Below are 1,232 nucleotides of genomic sequence, written 5' to 3' on the forward strand. Positions count from 1 at the left end.
TTATGTGAGTAAACATTATTTTAGCATGTTGAAGAAGTCTATTTTTGAGGAAGTAAAGAGTTTTATTGGAGTTAGGATAAAACAAAAGAGTGTTACTTCTCTTAAATCTCAAGTTCCAGGTCGTTTGAGTGAAATAACTAGTATCGAAACTAATGAAACTGATTCTGGATTTGACATTAAGGTTAAAGTTGGTTCTCCGTTAGCTGAGATGTTAGATTCAGGAGAAGTGTACAATTCAGGTTTTACACAGCCCAGCTTAGCAAAGATCAAGTCTTGGGCTTCTTATAAAGGACTTGCTGATATGGCTGTTCCTATATGGATCAGTCTTAAGAAGAATGATATTAAGAAGAAATATACAAACTGGAAAGAGAATCTTTATGACAAAGTAAAGGATTTACTCAGATGAAATTTATTGAACAATTTGTTTACACATTTAAGAAGGATTTAAAAGCTTATTTTTTTGCACATAAGTTAGCAACAACACAAATCTATTATAAGTCTGAGGTGTATTCTTGTACAGATCTAAAGCTTCCGGTTGTGGTATTTACGATTAAGAGTATAGGAGAAGTTGTACTGAAATGTAGGCGATATTCTTTTGCAGTGTGTCTTGATCTTGTAATTTACACGGAATGTCAAGATCGTCCAACGCTTGGAATTGAAATTGCAAGTTTATTGATCAATTTCCTTACATTAAAGTATTCTTTAGAGTCATTTAATATTGATGATTCTCAAGTTGTAGAGGAAGATTCTCAAGATATGAAGATGGTAACTGTTGTGAGAGGTATTCTTGGTATCAGGATTAATAGTGATGATTTAAATTTTTTGCCTATACAAAAGGAGAGATAATTGGCTGAACAAAAACTAAAAATGCCTTCGGGTGCTGTCTTAGTGGCAGTCAACATACCTAAGTTTAAATGGTGCTTTAATGGTACAACGATTAAAAACAATTCAGAACCTGGTGATAGTGATCTTAAGAGTTTGGTAGTGAAAGATTTAGATTTGACTACCACAAAGCCCAGTAAGTGGAAGTCAATTTCGGAGTGTGTATTTAGAGTTAAAACGTTGACTGCAAATTCTAAACTTTTAACCCTTGATCTTAAAGAGGGTGGTATCTTTTATTATCATCATTCCATGTATGAGGATCTAAAGGATTCTTTTGATGATAATGATGAGATAGAGGTATTACTTTTTAGGACATATTGTCTTGGATATTCGTATTCTATCAATTCTAC

The 1,232-nt window shown here is 32.9% G+C and carries 2 protein-coding genes and 1 pseudogene; all 3 read left to right on the forward strand.

Features of this window, described 5'->3' with window-relative positions; genetic code table 11:
• Positions 1–4: 4 nt before the first annotated feature.
• The gene (locus U881_RS0107165; protein ID WP_024653125.1) at positions 5–406 is read left to right on the forward strand and encodes a hypothetical protein; all 402 of its coding nucleotides are present in this window, start codon (positions 5–7) and stop codon (positions 404–406) included.
• Complete coding sequence (locus U881_RS0107170; protein ID WP_024653798.1) at positions 403–846, forward strand: hypothetical protein; 444 nt, start codon at positions 403–405, stop codon at positions 844–846. Before U881_RS0107165 ends, U881_RS0107170 begins: the two co-directional genes overlap by 4 nt.
• Positions 847–1,232, forward strand: a pseudogene (locus U881_RS0107175) (hypothetical protein); the annotation flags it as partial.

This window comes from Borrelia persica No12 (assembly GCF_000500045.1).
Classification (GTDB): Bacteria; Spirochaetota; Spirochaetia; order Borreliales; family Borreliaceae; genus Borrelia; species Borrelia persica.

Excerpts from the sequence above, each read along its gene's own strand:
- U881_RS0107170 (WP_024653798.1), top strand. The coding sequence starts at position 403 with ATGAAATTTATTGAACAATTTGTTTACACATTTAAGAAGGATTTAAAA.